Genomic DNA, 20,728 nt, shown 5'->3' with positions numbered 1-20,728 from the left:
GGTGACCCTCTCCGGCAGAATTTCGTTCGCCCTGGTGCTGGCGCTGGCCGTGGCGGCCTGTGCACCCCTCGGCCCGGATTTTCAGGAACCTGAACAGGCCTGGCTGGCCGAGTGGCAGCCTGAGCTGTACGGCTCCGCGGGCGGCACTGCGCCGGACAGCGGGGCAAGCCTCGATGACTGGTGGCGGCAGCTGGAGGATCCGGTGCTCAATCAACTGCTCGCCGCGGCGCGCACGGAGAGCGTGTCGCTGCGCGTGGCGGGGCTGCGCGTTCTTGAGAGCCGCGCATTGGCGGGCATCGCCTCCGGCCTGAACTATCCACAGGTGCAGACCCTGGGCGGGAACGCGGCGTGGGTCAACCAGCATCGCGCCGGCGGCGGCACCAGCGATTTCAGCGCCGGGGAACTCGCCTTCAGCCTGGGCTGGGAGCTGGATTTCTGGGGCCGCTTCCGGCGCGGCATTGAGTCGGCCGATGCCGCCTACTTTGCCTCCATCGCCGCCCAGCGTGATGCCCAGGTTCTCCTGACCGCACAAATTGCCTCACTCTACTTCAAATACAAGACCACGCTGCAGCGCATCGAGATTGCCGAGCGCAACGTGGCACTGCAGGAGCGCAGCTTCGAGATCACCGAACGCCTGTACCTGCGCGGCCAGGATTCGGAACTGGACCTGCAACAGGCGAAGTCACAGTACCTGTCGACGCTGGCAACGATACCCGGACTCAAACTTACGCTGACCCAGACGCGCAATGCACTGGCGGCCTCACTGGGACGCGCGCCCGGAGATGTGCCGGAACTGGAGGCCGTCGACAGCACACTGCCCACGCTCACTCCCCGCATGCTGGAGAACATCCCCGCACGGCTGCTGTTGCGTCGACCCGACGTGCGAACAGCGGCCTGGCAGGCTGCTGCGCAGTCGGCGCAAATCGGTATCGCGAGGGCAGATCTGTACCCGGCAATTTCGCTGTTTGGCACACTGAGTTGGAGCGACAACAGTCTTAACCTGGTCAGCGAGACATCCCAGCTGGCCATCGGGCCCAGCTTCAGCTGGAACCTGTTCAACTACGGGCGACTGGAAAACGCCGTGCGCATCCAGGACGCGCGCCTGCAGCAGGCCCTCGAGGGCTTTCGCGGCGTCACCCTGAATGCCGCCCGCGAGATCGATGATGCCGCCAACCGCATCACTCGCACCCGGGACACGCAGGACATCCTCGATCAGTCACTGCAGGCAGCGGAGCGCTCACTGGACATTGCGACCCGTCGCTATCAGGAGGGCTATTCGGGGTTTCAACGGGTGCTCGACGCGCAGGCGGTGACATTCGCGCAGTCTGACCGAGCCGTTCTCAACCGGGGGCAGCATGTCAACGCCGTCATCGACCTGTACCGGGCGCTCGGCGGTGGCTGGACACCGGCCACCATGGATACGCTGCTACCCCCCGACATTCGCGACACCATGCAGCGGCGCACCGACTGGGGCGACCTGTTGCACCCCCCCCTTGCCCAAGAGCCGGATTCCACACAATGAGCGAACAAGCGCAGGCCGCAAGCGATACAGCGGATTCGACCCAAACGCCAGCGGCAGACACATCGGCAGCAGGCACTGTCACCAGGGGCAGCCTGGGCCTGCTGGCCCTGCTACTGGTGAGCCTGTGCTGGTACCTGCTGGCCGACCGGTTTACGCCCTACACCTCCCAGGCGCGCATTGAGGGGTATGTGGTCGGCGTGGCACCCAAGGTTGCCGGCATCGTTACCCACGTCGCCGTAGAGAACAACAGCCGGGTAACTGCAGGGCAGCCATTGTTCACCATTGACCAGTCGCAGTACGAGCTCGCCCTGCAGCGGGCACAGGCGGAGCTGGCCAACGCGGAAAAGCAGGTAGATGCCGGTGATGCCGCAGTGACTTCGGCACGCGCCAACCTGCGTGCAGCGCTGGCGAGCGAGACCCAGGCGCTGCAGGACTATACCCGCCTCAAGCGCCTGCGCGAGGAGGATCCGGGAACCCTCTCCGAACGTCGACTCGAGGTATCAGCGGCCAGCCTGGAGCAGGCCAGCGCTCGCGTCGCCGCTGCAGAGGCCGACATCCAGCGCGCCATCGAGCAGAAGGGCGGCGACTCCCTCGCCGAGAACACCATGCTGCAATCCGCCCGCACCGGTGTCGCCCGCGCCCAGCTGGACTTCGACAACACCACTGTGGTGGCCGAATCCGACGGTGTCATTACCGATCTGCGCGCCGAGGTGGGCCAGTTTGCCGGTGCCGGAACCCCGGTGATGACGCTGATCGCCGTGGCGGATGTCTGGATCAACGCCGCCTACACCGAGAACAACCTGGGCAACCTGCGCCCTGGAACGCCCGTGGAGATTGTCCTCGATGCGCTCCCGGGGCGCGTGCTCAGCGGTACGGTTCGCAATATCGGGGTGGGCGTCAGCGCCAGCAGCAAACCGCCACCCGGCGCGCTACCCACTGTGCAGAACAGCCGTGACTGGCTGCGCCAGGCGCAGCGATTCCCGGTGCAGGTGGCGCTGGAACTGCCGCTACAGGAGGAGGTCAGGGCACAGCTGCGCATCGGCGGGCAGGCCTCGGTCATCGCCTACACCGAGGGCCACGGCATACTCGGGATGCTGGGCAAGCTCTACATACGCTTCCTCAGTCTGTTGTCCTACGCCTACTGATGATGGGCCGTACTCACACCCTGCCAATTACAGCGCGCCGGACCTTCCGGCTGGCGACAAGCGTTGGTCTGTCGCTGGCCCTGGGCTACGGCTCGGGCCTGACCATTGCCTACATCGCACCCCTGTTCGCCGTCATGCTTGGCGCCCTGCCCGGGCCACCCCCGGGACCCCGCAAATTACTGGTGCTGCTTCTGTTCGTAATGGCCTCCCTGGGCATCGGCGTGGTACTCGGCCCCATGCTGCAATACGCCGCAGCTTCTGCCCTGCTGATCATTCTGCTCGGGCTGTTTTTCAGCAACCGCCTGGCACTGGCGCATGGCCAGCAGGCCCCCGCGACGCTCGTCGCCATGGGACTGACCGTCATTCCGGCTACCAGCGTGCTCAGTCAGGCACTGGCAAGTGCCGTTATCGCCGCACTGGTGGTCGGCATTGCGAGCGCGGTCTTCACCCACTGGATCGCCTTCCTGCTGTTCCCGGAAGACGCGGATGCCGCGCCCGCCCAGGACAAACCGCCAGCCCCCGCTGCTGCGAACTGGCTGTCACTGCGCGCCACACTCATCGTGCTACCCGCTTTTTTATTGACACTCGTCAACCCGGCGCTGTACGTGCCCGTAGCGGTCAAGAGCATCCTCCTCGGCCGTGAGTCAACAACCGTCTCGCTGCGTTACGCCAGCCGCGAACTGTTGGGATCGACCGCGCTGGGTGGCGCCTGCGCCGTCCTTGTCTGGTTCTGTCTGCAACTGGCCGTCAACCTGTGGTTCTTTGTCGGCTGGATGAGCCTGATCAGCCTCGTCCTGGGCAGCCGTATCTACGGCGTGTGGAAAAGCCGTTGGCCGCCCACGTTCTGGATCAACACACTCACCACACTGATCATTCTGCTGGGAGCATCCGTTGCCGACAGCGACCAGGGCAAGGACGTGTTCCAGGCCTTCGCTGTGCGCATGGCACTGTTCTTTGCCGTCACCCTGTACGCCGTGTTGGCCATGACGTTGCTGGAAAGGGTGCGCGCTGCGCTCGCCGCGCAGCGGCCGCCGCGTACCGCAGAAAGTGGTTGAAACTGAAAGGAGTATTCCAGTGCTGCAGAATCTGTTGCTGGGCCTGACGATGATGAGTATCTGCCTGCTGCTGCAGGGCATACTGGTCGTCGCTGCCCTGCGCTATTACGCCCGTCAACGGCACGCGATGCCCTCGCGGTTTCTGGCCTCCATGCGGGTCACCGGTGCGCTGATGCTGATTCTCATTGCCGGCAACACGCTGCAGTTTACCGCCTGGGCGCTCTTGTTCTACTGGCTGGGAGAGTTTTCCACCCTCAATGAGGCCATCTATCACTCTGCGGTCAATTTCGCCACGCTGGGCTATGGCGATGTTGTGATGTCAGCGGAGCATCGGCTACTCGGCCCGCTGGAAGCCATCAACGGCGCACTCATGATCGGCGTGTCCACGGCAGCGCTGTCGCGCGCCTTCGGCGTGGCCCTACAGGAACTGGTGACCACGCACCCGGGGCCGCCGCCGCATTGACACCCGGGGGATCTGCCCATAACCTCAAACGGGTAGCCGCTGCATCTTTCCGGTAGCCTAGCGCCGGCTATTCACCGCTCACGCATCAGGAGAACAATAATGAATCCGCGTCGCCAGCGCCCTTACCGCTATCTGCTTTTGCTCTGCTCAGCCCTGTCCCTTGCCATGAGCGCGGCAGCGGCGGAGCGACCCAATATTCTCGTCATCATGGGCGATGACATCGGCATCACCAACATCAGCAAATACAGCCATGGCATGATGGGTTACCAAACGCCCAACATCGACCGTATTGCCAACGAGGGCATGATGTTCACCGATTATTACGGTGAACAGAGCTGCACCGCCGGCCGCTCCGCATTCATCACCGGCCAACACCCGCTGCGTACCGGGCTGACCAAGGTCGGCGTACCCGGCGCCGCAATCGGCATCCAGCCCCAGGATCCGACCCTCGCCGAATTGCTGAAACCCCTGGGGTACACCTCGGGGCAGTTCGGCAAGAACCATCTGGGCGACCGCGACGAGTTCCTGCCCACCAACCACGGCTTCGATGAGTTCTTCGGCAATCTGTACCACCTGAACGCGGAGGAAGCGCCGGAGGATCCAGCCTGGCCTACCGACCCCAACATCACGCGCCTGGTGACGCCGCGAGGGGTTATCCGCTCCAGCGCCGACGGCAAGATTGAGGACCTCGGCCCCCTCAACCGCAAGCGTATGGAGACCGTGGACGAGGAATTCCTCGCCGCGTCACTCAACTTCATGGACCGCGCCCACGCCAGGGAACAGCCTTTCTTCGTCTGGTTCAACTCCACGCGTATGCACTACTACACGCACCTGAAAAGCGAAAGCAGCGGCCTGTCAGGCCAGGGCTTTTACAACGACGGCATGGTGGAACACGACAACCACGTGGGCGCACTGCTGGCCAAGCTGGACGAACTGGGCATTGCCGACAATACCATCGTCATCTACACCACCGACAACGGGGTGCACTACAATCAGTGGCCGGACGCCGGTATCACGCCCTTCCGCGGCGAGAAAAACACCAACTGGGAAGGCGGCTTCCGGGTACCAGCCATTGTGCGCTGGCCCGGCAAGGTACCGTCCAACACCATCTCCAACGACATCATGTCACACCTCGACTGGGTGCCCACACTGATGGCCGCCGCCGGCGACAGCGAGATCAAAAACAAGCTGCTGAAGGGCCACAACGTGGGCGGCAAAAACTTCCGGGTGCACCTGGATGGCTACAACTTCCTGCCCTACCTGACCGGCAGCGAGGAGCAGGGCCCGCGCAAGCTGTTTTTCTACGCCAGTGACGACGGCGACATGCTCGCGGTGCGGGATGGCGACTGGAAACTGGTCTTCGCCGAGCAGCGCGCGCACTCCTTCGATGTCTGGCGGGATCCGTTTGTCTCCCTGCGCATCCCCAAGGTGTTCAACCTGCGGCAGGACCCCTTCGAGCGCGCTGATACAGATTCCAACATGTACAACAGCTGGTGGGACAAAAAGATCGCAGCACGCGGTATTCCCGGCGCCATCCTGGTCCGGCAGTTTCTCGCAACGTTTGAGGAATTCCCCCCTCGGCAGCGCCCGGCATCGTTCACGATAGACCAGGAAATGGAGAATTTCCGGGAGGGGGGACGCTAAGGCGCCCCGCTCTGCCCATGAAATCAGTATGCCTGTTGAGTCGCCTGCCGGGCACCACACCGGAGGGCTTCCGAGACTACTACGAGAACAACCACTCGCGGCTGGGTAGTCGCTACTTCCCCTTCGTGAAATACGTGCGCAACCACGTCGTCTCGGCGTCACCTGCTGTGAATTTTGATGTCATCACGGAGTTTTTCTTCGCACCGGACCTGGATGTGGCGGGCGTGCACAGTGGCCGCGTACGGGAAATACTGGACGCCGACGAGCGCCGCTTCATGGACCAGCGGCTGATCCGGCCGGCGGGCGCCGAGGAGACACTGGTGACAGGCGCACCGCGTGGCGTGGAGGCACCGGGGCGCCTGCGCCTGATGCTGCTCCTGAACCCCATCACGGGCGCCGGTGGCGACTTCGCCGCCAGCGTAGCGGCCTGGGGCCAACAGCTTGCGGCAGATGGCAGTGTGCTGCGGGTGACCCTGGACCAGACCATGAGCCCGCTACCGGGCGGCGACAACGCCTTTCCCTACCAGGCACTGCTGAGCCTCTGGCTGGAAAGCGAGGAACCTCCGACACCGGGCGCACCACCGGCAGGCATCGAATTGGCGAGCACACTGCTCACGGAGGTGTGTGAGAGCCCGCCCGAGCTTCTGCGCGAGCTCTATCAGCCGGATGCCGGCTAGCCAACCTAGAAACACATTTTTGAGGACTCCAATGCCATGTGGCCAGCGTCAGTGTTCACGATGAAAGCTAGAGATCTGAACGTCTTTTCTCCCGCAGCGTGGCTACTGGTCACTGCACTGTTGTTCCCGAACCCCGCCGCCGCAATCACCCTGCCAGAGCCCCCTGAGAATGCCCCGAACATTGTCATCGTACTGCTGGATGATGTGGGCTTCGGTGCCACCAGCACCTTCGGGGGCCCGGTGGATACGCCCGCACTCGACGCACTGGCCCAGGTTGGCCTGCGCTTCAACCGCTTTCACACCACCGCGATCTGCTCCCCCACGCGGGCCGCTCTGCTCACCGGCCGCGACGCCCATGCCGCGAACGTCGGCGCTGTGCTGAACTCTGCCAGCACCATCCCGGGCTATCAGGGTGTGCTGCGCCCAGAAACCGCCACCATCGCGGAGATCCTGCGTGAGCAGGGGTACAGCACTGGCGCGTTTGGCAAATGGCACCTGACGCCGAACTGGGAGTCCTCCCCGCTGGGGCCCTTCGACCGCTGGCCGACGGGTGTCGGCTTCGATACGTTCTACGGTTTCCTCGGCGGCGAGACAGACCAGTACGAACCCACCCTCTACCGCGGCACAGCCGCTGTCCGGCGCCCGGCCGGGGAAAGCTACCATGTGACAGAGGACATCGTGGACGAGGCGATCGGCTGGGTCGACCTCGTGCAGTCCATCTCACCCGGCAAACCGTTTTTCGTCTACCTGGCACCCGGCGCAGCCCATGCGCCGCTGCAGGTACCCGCCCCCTGGATTCGCCGCTACGAAGGCCGCTTCGCCGACGGATGGGACCGCATGCGCGAGACCATTCTGGACCGGCAGAAGGCGCTTGGCGTGGTGCCCGCCGACACCGTGCTGACCCCCGCCCCGGAGGCACTGCCTGCCTGGGACAGCCTGAGCGCAGACCAAAAGCGGGTGGCTGAACGACTGATGGAGACCTATGCCGGCTTTCTGGAACACACGGATGCCCAGATCGGCCGACTCGCCAGTGCGCTGCGGCAGCGCGGGCAGTTCGATAACACGCTGTTTGTGTACATCGCCGGGGACAACGGTAGCAGCGCCGAGGGCGGACTGGGCGGCAGCATCAATTACATGGGCGCGCTGCAGGGCCTGCCCGAGAGCCTGGAACAGCAGTTGGCCGCCCTGGAGCGCATCGGTGATGAAACAACCTACCCGCAGTATCCCGCGGGGTGGGCCTGGGCGTTGACCTCCCCCTTCCAGTGGGTAAAGCAGGTGGCGTCACACCTGGGCGGCACGCGCGTCGGCGCCGTAGTCAGCTGGCCGCGGGTAATCGGTGATGGGGCCGGCGGGTTGCGCTCGCAGTTCACCCATGTGAACGACGTGGTACCCACCATACTCGATGCACTGAACATCGGCGTCCCGGAAACAGTACGAGGCGTCCCCCAGCGGCCTATGGACGGCAGCAGCTTCCTGGCCAGCCTCACACGGGCCGATGCGGCAGAGCACCACAGCACCCAGCTGTTCGAGGTGAACGGCAACCGGGCCATTTACCACGAGGGCTGGATGGCTTCGGCCTTTCACCAGCGCCTGCCCTGGACCGTGGGCGTGCGCACCGCGCCAAGCCCCATGGAAGACGACCGCTGGGAGTTGTACAACCTCAATGAAGACTTCAGCCAGGCAAACAACCTCGCCAGCGCCGAGCCTGGCAAGCTGGCCGAGTTGCAGGCCCTGTTCCAGCAGGAGGCGGAGCGCCTGGGCATACTGCCACTGCGCAGCGCCATGGACACCATGAACAGTCACCCGCTGCCAAACCTGCGCGGCGATCGCAGCGAGTTCAGCTACGGGCCCGACGCCGTGGGCATACCTGAAGCACAGGGTCCACCGCTGTTCAATCGCTCCTGGACACTGGACGCCACCCTGACAGGGCCCGCGCCCCGGGGCGTTATCGCGACCATGGGGGGCACCGTCGCGGGATGGAGCCTGTATCTCGACAATCACTCGCGCCCGGTTTTCCGCTATCGCAGCTTTGAGGTGGGCGAGATCATCCTGCAGGGTGACAACGCTGTGGACGGTGACGTGCAGCTGTCAGTGAACTTCGCCTACGACGGTGGGGGCTACGCCCGCGGGGGAGAATTCAGCCTGCTGGTGGATGGACAGCCCGTCGACCAGGGCCGCATTGCCGCAACGCCGCCGAGCTACTTCTCCATCGATGAGACCTTCGATGTGGGCGTGGATACCGGCTCGCCCGCCGGGACTTACCCTGCCGACAGCCCCATCGGCTACCCGCTGGCGGGCGCCAGCCTGCGCCGCGTCGACATCGTCACGGGGCCCGCGCCCTGAGGGTCTCAGCGGCGTTGCGCACCGGGGACTGACGCACCGGCGCCGCGCGCCCCGGAGCGTGATCTGTGTCGCAGTCCCGGCACGCCAACGGCGCAGACGGCCCCGTTGAGCTATACTTCGCCGCACGTTACGCCAACGGAAACACAGGGAGGAGTTTCTTGAAGAATCATTTCTTCCTCGCGCGACAGCCGATTCTGGACCGGAACCTGAAACTCTACGCCTATGAGTTGCTGTTCCGTTCATCGGCGGAGAACAGCGCGCCCGAAGAACTCGACGGCGACGCCGCCACCGCGCAGGTACTCACCAATGCGATGGAAATCGGCATTGATCGCCTGTCACGCGGGCACATCACCTTCATCAATCTGCCGCGCCAGTTCCTGCTGGACCCCAACCTGCTGCCCATCGACCCGGCGCGGGTGATGCTGGAGATTCTCGAAGATGTCGTGCCTGATGATGATGTTCTGGCAGGAGTCCAGTCCCTGCGTGAAACCGGCTTCAAAATCGCTCTCGATGACGTCGTCGAGTCGGAAGCCTATGACCGCCTGATGCCGCACATCGACACCGTGAAGATCGACATTCGCGCGATGCCGGAGGCCAACTGGGAAACGCAGATCAATCGCATCAAGCAATATGGCTGCAAGGTCCTGGCGGAAAAGGTGGAAACCGAAGAGGAGTTCCAGACCCTGAAGGCGCTGGGTGTGGATTACTTCCAGGGTTATTTCTTTGCGCGCCCGCGGATTGTCAGCGGCAAGCGACTGCCCACCAACAAGATTGCGCTGCTGCGCCTGCTGTCGCGTATCAGCGACCCGGACACCGACCTCGAAGAATTGCAGACCCTGATCAGCCAGGACGTCGGCCTCAGCGTCAGGGCCCTGGCCTACGTGAACTCCGCCGCCAACGCGTTGAACCGCAAGATCGAATCCATCAAGGAGGCGATCGTATACCTGGGGCGCGGCACCATCCGCAATTGGGTCGTGCTCTACATCATGAGCGGGGTTGACGGCAAAGCCGACGAGATTGTCACCATGGGCCTGGTGCGCGGACGGCTCTGCGAACTGCTGGCGCAGCACTGTGGCCTGCCCAACGCCGACAGCTACTTCACCGTCGGCCTGTTTTCCGTGTTGGACGCACTGCTCGATGTTCCGCTGGAAGAGGCGCTGAAATACCTGCCCCTGCCCGAGGAACTGCAGGAAGCGCTGGTACAGCGACTCGGCGATCGGGGAGAAGCCCTGAGCTGTGCCCTCAGCCTGGAGGCCGGTGAAGCGGGCGCTGTGGATTTTCGCAACCTGGACGCACTGGAACTGGCTGACATTTACATGTCAGCCGTGCAATGGGCCGATACTGCCGCCCGCCAGGCCGGGCTGGAGTAGCCTCAGGCGGTGTTATCGACCACGCCGGCCTCGGCGCCGTTCTTCTTCACCGAGGCGATACCGTTCTCCATCGCAGCCTTGCTCTTGTACATCTGGCTCTTGCCAATCACCTGGCTGTTGCCGGATTTCAGCACAAAGTAGGTTTCGCCGCTGGTCGCCACCTTGCGCTCATAGCGGACATCCTCAGGCGAATTCTTGCGTACCGAGGCAATCCCTTTTTCCGCCGCGGCGCGGCTGTCGTAGAGCTGGCTGGTGAGGACAATCTGCCCATTCCCGCTCTTCAGGTTGAACATGAACTTTCCACTGGGGCTTTTCTTCAGGTCATATTTACCGGCCATGGGGCACTGCTCTCCTGTGAATGGGACGCAACCAGCTTAATACAGCTTTGCGGTGCCGCCAACTGCCGGACACCTTAGAAGCTATGTGCCCTGACCCTCATCCGCCGGAAAATCCGCCGCCTGCGTCAGCGCCTGCCAGCGCTCCAGGTTGGCGTGCTGCGCGCCAAGCTTGTCGCGGTACGCCGCCAGAACACCGGCGCCCAGCAGCAGCTGCACCGGCGGATCCTCCATGGCATACAGGTCGACCATGATCCCGGCAGCGCGCACGGGATCGCCCGGTTGCTTGCCATCCATCTGCGCGATCATATCGAGGCGGCTGTGCACATGCTCTTCGTAGGCAGGCAGCCGCACGCCGCTGCGCTGCATGGAACGGCCGGACCAGTCGGTGCGAAATGCGCCCGGCTGCACCGAGGTCACCCGGATCCCCAGCGGCGCCACTTCCTTCGCCAGCGCCTCCATCAAACCCTCCAGAGCGTGCTTCGAGGCGCTGTAAAAGCCTGTGCCCGGGTTGGCCATGATGCCTGCCTGGGACGAGTTGTTGATGATATGGCCGCTGCCCTGTTCGCGCAGATGGGGAAGCACGGCCTGCGTGAGTGCGAGCGCACCAAAGAAATTGGCTTCAAACATGGCGCGAACCGCCGCATCCTCTCCCTCTTCCACCGCTGCCACGTAACCATAACCGGCGTTATTGACCAGCACATCGATACGGCCAAAGGTGCTGACGGTGTCGGCAACCGCGGCGGCGATGGAACCCTGGTCGGTCACATCCAGTGCCAGCGCCACCGCGCGTTCCGGCCAGGCCTCTACCAGATCGGCAACCGCTTCGGGACGCCGCGCCGTCACTGCCACCCGTGCGCCACGCTCCAGGGCCGTCCGCGCTATCTCGCGCCCGAAGCCGGTGGAACACCCGGAAATCAACCACACTGAATCCTGCACTACGGGCATGCTCATTCCTCCAGTCGCCACGCGTAACTCGCGGCCCGCTCGCGCAGCTGCTCCGCGCGCTGCGCCGCAGTCATGCGCTGATTCTCGCAGACATGCTGCTGCACGTCGGCCAGGGGCACCAGCCGCTGCTGTACAGACAGATCGGCACCCGGCTCCCCACCGGCGAACTCGGCCCAGCGCAGGGTCAGGATACCCTCGTCGAGGTCTGAGGGATCGAGCCAGTTGTGTACGCCCGGGTCGGTAAGGCTCAGGACATAGGTCAGGGTGCCGTCCGGATTGGCCAGAGACTGATGTCGATTCAGGCAGCCATTGCGGTCGGTGATGCGATTGGTCGTGCCCCAGATGTTGGTGATGGGTGCGATAAAGTAGTCCGCGCCACCCAGGTTGATATCCAGCACCATGGCAGTATCCGCGTCCGGCAGCCGAAAGTAGCCCATGATATAAATCTGGTTGCGCAACGCGCCGTCACTGTCGCGATCAATCGTGAACTCAAAACCATTGGCGGGCTTGTCCATCGCCTGACGATTCCAGCGTGTGGTCTCTGTGGCCCAGCGACGCATGTAGGTCTTGATGCGCTCGAGGTTTTCCGCTTCGCTGAACGGTGCCCGCGCGGGCGGCGAACCGAGCCGCTCGATAGACAGTTCATTGACACGATCTTCTCCCCAGCGGGCGATCACGTCGCGTATGTAGAATTCATGGCTCTCTGGCGGCGCCTGTACGTGGTTGGCGCGCCCAGCCGCCGGACTCCCGTCCACCGTGATCTCGAAATATCCCTCCGCATCCACCTTCAGCTGTTTGCCATCCAGCAGTCCTACCGTTTTCATGGTGGGGTCCCACAGTGTGAAGTAGTTTTCCACCAGACGCGGCTCGGAAACCCGGCCTCGAATCACGTAGCGCTCCGCACCGCTGATGGGAATCACCCGGTACACCGAGTCAGGATTGTCGATGCCCCAGCGGCTGCCGGGGATACGCTTTCCCGCTACCGTGTGCGGCAGGCGGCTGATGGTGATGACCTTGGGATACAGTGGGTCCTGGTTCAGCGCCCAGACCGTGGCGCCGAACATGACTTCCTCAAACGCCCATGCAAATGCGCGACGCATGGCATCACTGGGTGCAGCGTGCTCCAACCAGAATGTCCGCACCGCCTCACGTGCGCTGACAATCTCCGGGTGGTTGAAATACTCCAGCGCCAGCAATTCGTGGGCGCGCTGTTCGTCGGTGCTGATAGGGTTGTTGGGGCGTGGCATACAGAGATCCCTTCACTCGCCCGGCTACAAACCGGGTCTCGTTAACAGTGTCTGTTGCGACCCTCGGTGAGCGGCCGGCAACGGGACTCAATGTAGCACTCCGCTCTGCCTATCAGCGCATGCGTATGCCCACTGGCGGTATGCTTTATCGACCCGAATTGCACACTTTTGGTGCACCACGGGTTCCAAGGGCTACAGAGAGACTACCCGGGCCGTGTGCACCACTGGGCCGGTCGGCGCGCCGGTCGGCGAACCCCCGGCAGGCTCGATACTTACCGCGATACCCTTGGACTGCCTGAGCAGCGCTCGCAGTCCCGCGGGCAGCGAGCGGGTCACTGATTCACCACCCACCGGCAGCAGCCCCATTGAAATTGGAGGTCCGGACTCGGGCAGCATCCACAATTCGAAGACTTTATCGACATCGGCCGCTACGGCGTTTACCGCACGTGCTGTGATTGCCCCTGTCTCCAGGTTTGCACTGAGTAACCAGAGGGGCTCGCTGCCATCCCCGATCACACTGACGTGATCGGGCGCAGAATCAGGAGGCGGCGGGGACGTGGTGAACGGGGAAGACACCACCAGGAGAACAACCAGCGCCGTGCTGGCTGCCAGGCTCCAGGCACGCCAGAGTCCTATTGAGCGCCACCAGGCAGGGTGCAGATCCGCAGGCTCAATGCGGCGCGCAACGGCCGACCACACAGCCGAGGGTGGTGACACGGGAGCCAGCGTGAGGCCGAGTTCACCCAGGGAGGACTCCCAACGCCACACAGCGCTACGCACATCCGGCCGCTGGTGCAGCAGGCGCTCAAAACGGCGTCGTGCGCCACCGCGGAGAGTCCCCAAAACATATTCGCCAGCGAGGAGGTCGACCAGCCTTGCGCTATCGTAGTTCACTGTTGCAAACACTCTCTCAGCCGCTGCATGCCGCGCCGAATCCGGCTCTTTACCGTACCCACAGGGGTCGCCTCCCTGGCCGCCAGTTCTTCATGGGTGAAGCCGTTAACAAATGCGGCGACTATACTCCGGCGCTGCAAGTCTGCCAGTTTGCCGAGGCATTCCTGAAGAAGGTCCGAAAACCCTTCCTGAGTGGGCTCAGTCAGCGACTGCTGCTGGACAGCTTCCATTTCCAGGGCATCCCGTCGCTTCGAGGCCCGGAGCAAGTCCAGCGCACGATAGCGAGCGATGGCGATGATCCAGGAGAGTACCAGACCGCGGTCGGCGTGGTAGTCGCGCGACTGCCCCCACACCTTGACGTAAGCGTCCTGCATCACATCCTGGGCCAGGGCTGAGTCACGAAGCATGCTGAGCAGCACGGCGTAGACGCGCGGTGCCGTCGCCTCGTAGAGCCTCTGAAAGGCGTCTCTGTCCCCCAGCGCGCTCCGCGCCAGCATGACTTCCAACTCAGCCTGATGTGTCATCCGCTACTGCATGCCCTCTGCCCTGGCGAGAAGCGCCATATCCTCGGCCTCGCGCTGCAGTCTCGCATTTCTGCGCGCAACATCATAGGCCAGCTCCGGATCAGGCAGGACATCCAGATAAAACATCGCGATCTCGCGAGCGTGCCGGTAATCGCCTGCGTCCAGCCATTCTTTGAAGCGCAGATCCATAGTGCGCACAGTGAGATCAACGGGAAATCCAAGGCCGCGCTTTGCGAGCACCTGTCGCACCGCAATCGCCGGGACGGCGTGTGCCGCGGGATCAACCGCGAGTGCGTCTGTGTAGCGCTGCTGCTGCAACAACAAATCCATCAGTGCGGCACGCCGTTGTACTGAGGGAACTGCCGCGATCGCGTAGCGGAGGTCCCGCTCTGCCGCAGCCATCTCGCCCAGACTCCACGCCAGTTCAGCTCTCACCGAAAAGTGCCACGCCATAAGGTTGACGTCATCGGTGTTTGCGTTCAGATCCTGCAGCCTCTCGTAGGCGCGTCTGCGCTCTTCCAGCGAAACAGCCTGACGCGCAAAGCAGGTGACCGAGGCCATGGGCGAAACACTCAGTGCCACTCGCGAACACGCCCTTCGATACCGATCAATATCCCCCACAACCTGGGCGACGGCAGCCTCCAACAACCATGCCTGGCCATTGCCGGGTTGCTCGGCCAGCAAGCGTCCCAGGAGAACGCTGGCCTGCTTAAAATCGTGTTCCGCCTGCGCCAGCCAGGCGAGGTACAGCAGTTTTTCTGCGGCACTTGCACCCGTGCTGTCTGCCAGTGCCTGCCTGGCCACGGCCAGCAAATGATCGTCACCAGACACCGAGTAGCGTTGCAGAAGATCCCGTGGCGTAGCCGCACGGGTCGTCGAGTCTGCTTCCGCGCCAGTGTGTCGATGCACACTGTGCGCATCAGCCTCCGGCTGGACGAGAACGAGCAGGAGGAGCGCGACAAGGCTAACGCAACAGGTCGGCGAAATCGTCATCCTCAGCATCAGAAACAAACTCCAGATCGTTGATGTCACGCGGCGACGCGTCTGCAGGATCGGCAAACACATCGCGCACAAAGGCGGAAAAACTCTGCAGGCGCGGCGGCTCGGGCGCCACGGGCGGCTGTCCGCCCGGCGGTGGAGCCGGGACTACCACCCGGTCACCGCCGTCTGAGCAAGCAACCAGGAACAGGGAAACGAGCAGAATCACACATGAATGTCTCATAAACATAACTCCTTCTGCCTGTCAGGACGTCGGTGTTGGCAGCGGCGCGTCAGCGGGACTACCGGGATACGGTTCCAGCAGATACGGAAAGCGATTGTCGAGTTCCGACGCAGACAGTGGCGCACCGTCGGTCAGGGCGACATTGCCGATCGCCGCGTCCTCTGGCAGGCAGAAACCGAGGTTTACACCTGATCCCCCGGGGCCCAACGGCAAGTCGTGGCACAGCGCGCCCATCACCACGCGCAACGCGATATCCACCACATCGTCGCCAGGCCGCCTGCCATTGGGAAACCCCGCAAGATCACCCGCAGCAAGCCCCAGAGGCTGCTGCTGTGAACGCGGGGTGGGTTCAACCATGGTGTTGAGTCGCAACATTTCCGCTGGCACAGCATTGGAAAACTGGTTCACGTCGGCAAATCCGGTTAGAAAGGCCGCGACAAGGTCCGTGCGCGGAAGGTTCACCGGCGCCAGGGTTGTCAGCGATGTGCCGAGCGTTGCGTTGACGGCATCGCGAAACAACGTATCAAGAATCGCGGGAAGCACCGGATTCGTGACAAAGTCTGCAAACTGTCCATCGTCTGCAGGTCGGCTTCCGTTAAACCTGTCCTTCTGGTCGTAACCGATGACCAGTTCATTCACGAGCGGGGCGGAGAGCCTTGAGACCTGAGTCCACGCTCCGCCACCAACCTCGGGTTTTTCAAGCGTCGCTTGTGGATTCAGGATCGTTGCCTGCGGCAGGCTCGCCGTCGTCCATGCACCGATGATGCCCTCGTCTCCCGCAAGACACTCGCGGTGCACCTCCAGTGCGATGGAGGTGACGTTGTGGCGTGACAGGACATTCCGCGCCGGGTCCTGGGTTATGCCGCCCGGAAATCCCCCGCCATCACCAGCTCCCGGGGCACTGTCGCCCTCCACGGGCACAAAATTGACGAGATCAAAAATCTCCCCCAGCGCCAGTTTGAACGCCTCATACCTCTGTCCAACGAAAACCCGTCCCTGTTGATTGCAGCCCGGGATATCAATCCTATGCACAAAGCTGCGAGCATACGTTTCGTAACTGCCGGGACCGCCAAACGTCTTGGTCCCCGCGTAGTCGAATGGCTTGCCAAATTCTGCGCTGCCGTTGCGCGCATCAGTGACTGACTCGCCGCTGCTGCGGCGCGCGCCTTCCACCATATCGACGCTATACGTGTCGAAGTGGCTTAAACCGGGCGCGCTGTCAGCGGATACCGGCCCGATATTGCGCAGTACAGACGTGACCGATTTATCGCCAATGGTCAGGGGTACTACGCCACCAGCGGGCACGTTGCTGCTGAAGCGAAACTGGAAAGTCTTGTCTTCGACCGCATCCCCGTCATTGTCGACGTGAATTTCGTAGAGTGCGTTGCTGTCCAGTGGAAAGTAGTTTGGTCCACCGTACGCCGCTTGCAGCGGGATATAGTTGGCGATCATCGTAACGTAACCCGATCGGGCGGGCTCGTAACTCATGAAGAGATAGAAATCCGTGGCGTCGACCTGCGGATATTTCGTGATGAATGGGGCCTCGCGGTGGCTGGACGCCCCCGCGTGGAGCGATAACGTCATCGCGACCGAAGCCGCCAGTACCAGTTTTTGCATGTGCATCTCCTGCCAATTCCGGGATTTCACTGGCGTTACGTCCCCCGGAAGAGCAAAAGATGCATAGCGTGCGTAAAAAATTTTCAACCGCTCAGAAATCGGCGTTCGTGGCGGGGTGCGCACACGGAGCCCTGCCAACCGATGCAGCCCTCGGGAATCGGCCGGCAACAGGCTTCAACGCAGCACTACTTCTCCCGAAAGGAGTGGCCGTAGAAACGGGGAAATGCTTGATCGGCTCAAATCGGGTGAGTCTGGTGCAATCGGATCACTGTGGGACCCCATTGATCGCGCCGCGCAAAAACTCCTGATACGAATCCTCGGATTCCGAGCGCAACAATATTCCAGTGCCCAATGCATACCACTGTGTTTCCGAGGAGCGAGCGGGAACGCCAGTACCGCCAGTTTCCACCGACTCCTCGAGTACCCGGCAGGCCGTGTAAGTGCCAGCCGGCACGGTGATGGTCTCCGTGCCCAGGTAAGTGGTCTTCAGTTCGACGGTTTGGCTTGAAGAGCTACCACGGCTGTCCTGCAGCGTCGAAGAATAATTCTGCTGAAAGCTCTGCCCTGCCGCCAAATCCCAACGGTTGAGTTTGAACGGCGCCAGTGTCAACGTTGCCGACGTAAGCGGAGGCTGAGCGGTTTCGACCTCGCTGCCATAATATCGCAACCGTTGGGCTCCCGGGTTGATCGAAAACCAGGTCAAATTGGTGGCCAACAGCTCCCCCTCGCTGCGCTGTTCCAGCCGCATGCGGATAGCAGGGTTACCCTGGAAAAGCCCCGTGCCGTCAATCACCTGATCGAACTCGGCAACAAAATAGCCACCACCGGGCCCTGGCCTGCGGTACTCAGACACGAACCGCGTACCTTGCCGGAAAAGATCCGGACTGAAACAGGCACTTAACGGCTGCGTGCCATAGTCATTGCCAGAGGCGGCCTCGAACACCGGGTTGAGGAAGAAGACCTCGTCGCTGGCGAGGAAGGCCATCAGCGCATCATTGCCTGCAAACCCCGAGGTGAACAGGCGACAGGGGGCAGTTGTACCACCGCAGAGACCCCGGTGTTGCTTGCGCCATCCTTCGAAGCGGTAGCCGTCCGCAGGCCGGGCGACAAAGGTTTCATCAAAAAGGAGATCTACCACGTTAACGACACAGGTTTCGCCGCCGGGACAGCTGAGTGACCCGGAGCGGGTGGTGACAGAACCCCCTTCAGGCACCGAGATTGAAATCTTGCACGCACCCAATACGGCAGTACAAAGTAAAACGAGGAGATATCGGAGTGTGAGCATTCTTCTCCCTCCAGCCGTGTTGCAGCTCCACATGATACGACGCGATGCGCTTAACTACAAAATCAGGGCAGAACGCCCTGCGCAAGGAACGTGGATTCGCCGAGCGGCCAGTAAACAGGGAGGGGTGCTACCGATAGTCCCGATAGACCATCGGTAGCAGCAGATGCTAGCTGTTGGGCAGGATCACCGCATCGATGACGTGAATCACGCCATTGGAGGCGCTGATATCCGTCGCTGTGACGTTTGCGGCATCCACTTTCACGCCGGCATCGGATGCCGATACGGCAATGGTGTCGCCCTGCAGGCTGGTCGCTTCCGTCAAGGTGACCACATCAGCCGCCATCACTTTGCCGGATACCACGTGGTAGGTCAGGATAGCCGTCAGCTGATCCTTGTTCTCGGGCTTGAGCAAATCATCCAGCGTGCCGGCCGGCAACGCCGCGAAGGCAGCGTTGGTCGGTGCAAATACGGTGAACGGACCTTCGCCAGACAGGGCTTCAACGAGGCCAGCCGCCTGCAACGCGGCGACCAGCGTGGAGAAATCCGGATTGCCGACCGCGATCTCTACAATCGTCGGCTTGGCCATTGACCCGTGGTGCTCATGATCACCTGCCGTCGCGGCAAAAGACGTGAGAAGCAGACCGCTGATCGCGGCCAAGGACAGATACTTCGTAATGAATCGCATGATGGAACCTCGCAAGTTACCAGATATGTTGGATCGACGACCCAACGTCACAGGAACTTACGAGGTGCCCTGCAGCCCAGACCTGCACTGTAGACCTTTTGCCCATGCGCCAGACGGCCCCGGGCAAGACCTTACCAGTTCAGATCCAGCGGCGGGATACGGGCGTCTATCAGACGCGGGCCCCTGCCCGCCATCGCTGACGCCAGCTGCTCATTGAACGCCTCCGCAGTTGTTGCCACCGTGGCCAGCACACCCATACCGGCCGCCATCGCCTGAAAGTCCATGCCGGGGTTGCCAATGGCCAGCGAGCTGGCCGCCTTCGGCCCCGGCTTGCCCCCGCGGGCACCGGTGCGTGCAAACTCGACCTCAAGTACGCTGTACTTGCCGTTGTTGAGCAGCACCACGGTGATGTCCAGCTGCTCGCGCGCCATGGTCCACAGCGCCTGAATTGTGTACATGGCACTGCCGTCACCCTCCAGACAGAGCACCTTGCGCTCCGGCGCGGCGATCGCCGCACCCACGGCCGCCGGGAGCCCCCACCCGATAGCGCCACCGGTCAGGTTCAGCCAGTCGTGGGCCCGGGCATGCGCCGTCGCGGGAAAACAGGCCAGCCCGGAGGTGATGCCCTCATCAACCACGATGGCGTTCTCGGGCAGGTAACAGGCCAACGCCTGGGCGACGGTGCCCGCATTGAGCTCGCCCGTGGGCGCCTCGGGCAACTGCAGCTCACGCAGCGCTGGCGCCTGACTGGCGGCGCCCACACGCGTGACAAGAGCCTGCAATGCGCCCTCAATGTCGTCGTTCGGGCCTGCCAGACTGAGGATGTCGCAGCCCTCCGGCGACAGCACGCTGGCCACATTCGGGTAGGCGAAAAAAGACACCGGCGCTTTGGCGCCCAACAGGAGCAACTGTTCCGTACCCTCCAGTTCCGCGATCGCCAGCTCCGCCAGATAGGGCAGACGTTCAATCGCCGCGGTTCCGGCACCGCGGCGCACCCGGGCCGGGAAGGTCTCGGTCAGCACGCGGGCACCCGTGGCCTGGGCCAATCTGCCGGCCAGCTCTCCCTGTGCCTGGCTGACGCAACGGCCGCCGAGCATGATAACGGTAGCCTTGCCGTTCCCCAACATGCTGGCGGCCTTGTCCAGCCGGTCCTCGGGTACGGGAGTTGCGGCATCCAGGACCGGCGCATCAGCTGCACCGGAGGGGTTGTCACCCCAGGACACATCAGCCGGCAGCACCAGCGTGGCTACCTGACCCCGGCCGGCCTGGCGAATCGCCTCAGCGCCATCCCGGGCGATGTCTGCTGCGGCGCCTGACGCATGCACCCAGTGCGACACCGGGCCTGCGATGCCTGCGATATCGGACGTCAGCGGCGCATCGTATTGCAGGTGGTAGGTGGCGTGGTCGCCCACGATATTCACCATGGGCAGGTTGCCTTTTTTCGCGTTGTGCACATTGGCCAGCGCATTCCCCAGCCCCGGCCCCAGGTGCAGCAACGTGGACGCAGGCTTGCCTGCTATCGCGGCGTAACCCGCCGCTGCCCCGCTGGCGACGCCCTCGAACAGGCACAGCACGCAGCGCATGCCATCCACTTCATCCAGGGCAGCCACAAAGTGCATTTCGGAGGTGCCCGGGTTGGTGAAACAGACATCCACACCACCGTTGACCAGGGTTTGAATCAGACTTTCTGCACCGTTCATGGCGATTCCTTATTGTTCGTGTCGCCGTCGCTGGCGACGTATCCGCGGGAGG

Annotated in this window: 19 protein-coding genes; 8 read left to right on the top strand and 11 right to left on the bottom strand. The window is 62.9% G+C overall.

All coding sequences use genetic code 11. The annotated features are described in order from the left end of the window. Position 1 precedes the first annotated feature (1 nt). The 8 genes from R3E49_RS13280 (at position 2) to R3E49_RS13245 (ending at position 10,219) form a co-directional block, all read left to right on the top strand. Positions 2-1,522, top strand: coding sequence for an efflux transporter outer membrane subunit (locus tag R3E49_RS13280; RefSeq protein WP_371295484.1), 1,521 nt, complete (start codon positions 2-4; stop codon positions 1,520-1,522). Further along, positions 1,519-2,667: an HlyD family secretion protein gene (locus tag R3E49_RS13275; RefSeq protein WP_371295483.1), complete on the top strand. Its 1,149-nt coding sequence runs from the start codon at positions 1,519-1,521 to the stop codon at positions 2,665-2,667. Before R3E49_RS13280 ends, R3E49_RS13275 begins: the two co-directional genes overlap by 4 nt. Further along, a complete protein-coding gene (locus R3E49_RS13270) occupies positions 2,667-3,722 on the top strand; it encodes a DUF2955 domain-containing protein (protein ID WP_371295482.1) in 1,056 nt (351 codons plus the stop codon). The genes R3E49_RS13275 and R3E49_RS13270 overlap by 1 nt, the downstream gene beginning before the upstream one ends. 19 nt (positions 3,723-3,741) lie before the next feature. Then, positions 3,742-4,185: an ion channel gene (locus R3E49_RS13265; protein ID WP_371295481.1), complete on the top strand. Its 444-nt coding sequence runs from the start codon at positions 3,742-3,744 to the stop codon at positions 4,183-4,185. Positions 4,186-4,284: 99 nt separating this feature from the next. After that, positions 4,285-5,829 carry an arylsulfatase gene (locus tag R3E49_RS13260; RefSeq protein ID WP_371295480.1) on the top strand — a complete coding sequence of 515 codons (1,545 nt, stop codon included), beginning with the start codon at positions 4,285-4,287 and terminating at the stop codon, positions 5,827-5,829. 17 nt (positions 5,830-5,846) lie between these two features. Then, a complete protein-coding gene (locus tag R3E49_RS13255; protein ID WP_371295479.1) occupies positions 5,847-6,506 on the top strand; it encodes an EthD domain-containing protein in 660 nt (219 codons plus the stop codon). A gap of 60 nt (positions 6,507-6,566) precedes the next feature. Beyond that, positions 6,567-8,849, top strand: a complete 2,283-nt coding sequence (locus R3E49_RS13250) for an arylsulfatase (RefSeq protein WP_371295478.1) — start codon at positions 6,567-6,569, stop codon at positions 8,847-8,849. A gap of 158 nt (positions 8,850-9,007) precedes the next feature. Beyond that, positions 9,008-10,219 (top strand): EAL and HDOD domain-containing protein, encoded by a 1,212-nt coding sequence (locus R3E49_RS13245; protein WP_371295477.1) that lies wholly within the window; start codon positions 9,008-9,010, stop codon positions 10,217-10,219. A gap of 2 nt (positions 10,220-10,221) precedes the next feature. Here R3E49_RS13245 and R3E49_RS13240 read toward each other — a convergent pair whose 3' ends face one another. The 11 genes from R3E49_RS13240 to R3E49_RS13190 form a co-directional block, all read right to left on the bottom strand. Next, the gene (locus R3E49_RS13240; RefSeq protein WP_371295476.1) at positions 10,222-10,557 is read right to left on the bottom strand and encodes a YegP family protein; all 336 of its coding nucleotides are present in this window, start codon (positions 10,555-10,557) and stop codon (positions 10,222-10,224) included. A gap of 81 nt (positions 10,558-10,638) precedes the next feature. Continuing rightward, complete coding sequence (locus R3E49_RS13235; RefSeq protein WP_290737975.1) at positions 10,639-11,502, bottom strand: oxidoreductase; 864 nt, start codon at positions 11,500-11,502, stop codon at positions 10,639-10,641. Positions 11,503-11,504: 2 nt separating this feature from the next. After that, positions 11,505-12,749 carry a hypothetical protein gene (locus R3E49_RS13230; RefSeq protein ID WP_290737977.1) on the bottom strand — a complete coding sequence of 415 codons (1,245 nt, stop codon included), beginning with the start codon at positions 12,747-12,749 and terminating at the stop codon, positions 11,505-11,507. A gap of 192 nt (positions 12,750-12,941) precedes the next feature. Continuing rightward, positions 12,942-13,643 carry an anti-sigma factor domain-containing protein gene (locus R3E49_RS13225; protein ID WP_371295475.1) on the bottom strand — a complete coding sequence of 234 codons (702 nt, stop codon included), beginning with the start codon at positions 13,641-13,643 and terminating at the stop codon, positions 12,942-12,944. Next, positions 13,640-14,167: a sigma-70 family RNA polymerase sigma factor gene (locus tag R3E49_RS13220; protein WP_290737983.1), complete on the bottom strand. Its 528-nt coding sequence runs from the start codon at positions 14,165-14,167 to the stop codon at positions 13,640-13,642. Before R3E49_RS13220 ends, R3E49_RS13225 begins: the two co-directional genes overlap by 4 nt. A gap of 3 nt (positions 14,168-14,170) precedes the next feature. Then, positions 14,171-15,076, bottom strand: a complete 906-nt coding sequence (locus tag R3E49_RS13215) for a tetratricopeptide repeat protein (RefSeq protein WP_371295474.1) — start codon at positions 15,074-15,076, stop codon at positions 14,171-14,173. A gap of 55 nt (positions 15,077-15,131) precedes the next feature. Further along, the gene (locus R3E49_RS13210) at positions 15,132-15,389 is read right to left on the bottom strand and encodes a hypothetical protein (RefSeq protein ID WP_371295473.1); all 258 of its coding nucleotides are present in this window, start codon (positions 15,387-15,389) and stop codon (positions 15,132-15,134) included. 21 nt (positions 15,390-15,410) lie between these two features. Then, on the bottom strand, positions 15,411-17,129 hold the full coding sequence (locus tag R3E49_RS13205) for a DUF4331 domain-containing protein (protein WP_371295472.1): 1,719 nt from the start codon (positions 17,127-17,129) through the stop codon (positions 15,411-15,413). Positions 17,130-17,271: 142 nt separating this feature from the next. Beyond that, on the bottom strand, positions 17,272-18,291 hold the full coding sequence (locus R3E49_RS13200) for a hypothetical protein (RefSeq protein ID WP_371295471.1): 1,020 nt from the start codon (positions 18,289-18,291) through the stop codon (positions 17,272-17,274). 166 nt (positions 18,292-18,457) lie between these two features. Continuing rightward, positions 18,458-18,976, bottom strand: coding sequence for a fasciclin domain-containing protein (locus tag R3E49_RS13195; protein WP_290737996.1), 519 nt, complete (start codon positions 18,974-18,976; stop codon positions 18,458-18,460). Between the two features lie 131 nt (positions 18,977-19,107). After that, positions 19,108-20,676 carry an acetolactate synthase large subunit gene (locus R3E49_RS13190; protein WP_371295470.1) on the bottom strand — a complete coding sequence of 523 codons (1,569 nt, stop codon included), beginning with the start codon at positions 20,674-20,676 and terminating at the stop codon, positions 19,108-19,110. Between the last annotated feature and the right edge of the window lie 52 nt (positions 20,677-20,728).

Origin of the sequence: Haliea sp. (assembly GCF_041395985.1) — a bacterium.
Lineage (GTDB): Bacteria > Pseudomonadota > Gammaproteobacteria > Pseudomonadales > Halieaceae > Haliea.
This window is presented reverse-complemented; position numbering and strand designations above follow the sequence as displayed.

Coding starts and splice junctions, on each gene's coding strand:
- R3E49_RS13275 (WP_371295483.1), top strand. CDS start 1,519: ATGAGCGAACAAGCGCAGGCCGCAAGCGATACAGCGGATTCGACCCAA.
- R3E49_RS13270 (WP_371295482.1), top strand. CDS start 2,667: ATGATGGGCCGTACTCACACCCTGCCAATTACAGCGCGCCGGACCTTC.
- R3E49_RS13260 (WP_371295480.1), top strand. CDS start 4,285: ATGAATCCGCGTCGCCAGCGCCCTTACCGCTATCTGCTTTTGCTCTGC.
- R3E49_RS13255 (WP_371295479.1), top strand. CDS start 5,847: ATGAAATCAGTATGCCTGTTGAGTCGCCTGCCGGGCACCACACCGGAG.
- R3E49_RS13250 (WP_371295478.1), top strand. CDS start 6,567: ATGAAAGCTAGAGATCTGAACGTCTTTTCTCCCGCAGCGTGGCTACTG.
- R3E49_RS13240 (WP_371295476.1), bottom strand. CDS start 10,557: ATGGCCGGTAAATATGACCTGAAGAAAAGCCCCAGTGGAAAGTTCATG.
- R3E49_RS13235 (WP_290737975.1), bottom strand. CDS start 11,502: ATGCCCGTAGTGCAGGATTCAGTGTGGTTGATTTCCGGGTGTTCCACC.
- R3E49_RS13230 (WP_290737977.1), bottom strand. CDS start 12,749: ATGCCACGCCCCAACAACCCTATCAGCACCGACGAACAGCGCGCCCAC.
- R3E49_RS13220 (WP_290737983.1), bottom strand. CDS start 14,167: ATGACACATCAGGCTGAGTTGGAAGTCATGCTGGCGCGGAGCGCGCTG.
- R3E49_RS13210 (WP_371295473.1), bottom strand. CDS start 15,389: ATGAGACATTCATGTGTGATTCTGCTCGTTTCCCTGTTCCTGGTTGCT.
- R3E49_RS13200 (WP_371295471.1), bottom strand. CDS start 18,291: ATGCTCACACTCCGATATCTCCTCGTTTTACTTTGTACTGCCGTATTG.
- R3E49_RS13195 (WP_290737996.1), bottom strand. CDS start 18,976: ATGCGATTCATTACGAAGTATCTGTCCTTGGCCGCGATCAGCGGTCTG.
- R3E49_RS13190 (WP_371295470.1), bottom strand. CDS start 20,676: ATGAACGGTGCAGAAAGTCTGATTCAAACCCTGGTCAACGGTGGTGTG.